We start from the raw sequence: 464 nt of genomic DNA, 5'->3' as shown, positions 1-464 counted from the left end.
ACGGATCTGACGAACAAGGCGTTGCTGGCGGCGCAGCAGGGCAATTCGGCGGATGTGCTGATCGTGGACAATCCGGTGGTGTCGACGCTGGCGGAGGCGGGGGTGTTGACGACGACGGAGGAGAACAGGCTGGACACCTCGGCGATCGCGCCGAATCTGCTGGCGGCGGGGCAGAGCGGGGGTAAGAGCTACGGGGTGCCGATCGGGGCGAATACTCTCGCTCTGTATTACAACGTGGGGGTGTTGAAGAAGGCGGGGGTGGATGTCGGGTCGGTGAAGGACTGGGCGTCGTTGACGGCGGCGCTGGTGAAGGTGAAGGCGGCGGGGAAGAAGGGGATCACGTTCTCGGCGATCGGGACCGAGGAGGGGAGTTTCCAGTTCCTGCCGTGGTTCTGGGGGTCGGGGGCGTCGCTGTCGAAGCTGGATTCGGCGGAGGGGGTGTCGGCGGCCGCTTTGTGGGCGGA

General features: G+C 66.2%; 1 protein-coding gene. It reads left to right on the top strand.

Annotated features, from left to right (window positions below; translation table 11 throughout):
* Positions 1–464, top strand: a 464-nt coding sequence (locus IEY93_RS39055) for an extracellular solute-binding protein (RefSeq protein WP_229691778.1), incomplete at both ends; no start/stop codon positions are given.

It is taken from the genome of Sphaerisporangium melleum (genome assembly GCF_014646695.1).
GTDB classification, from domain to species: Bacteria; Actinomycetota; Actinomycetes; order Streptosporangiales; family Streptosporangiaceae; genus Sphaerisporangium; species Sphaerisporangium melleum.
Note: the sequence above shows the minus strand (reverse complement) of the source record. Positions and strands in the feature narration are given on the sequence as shown.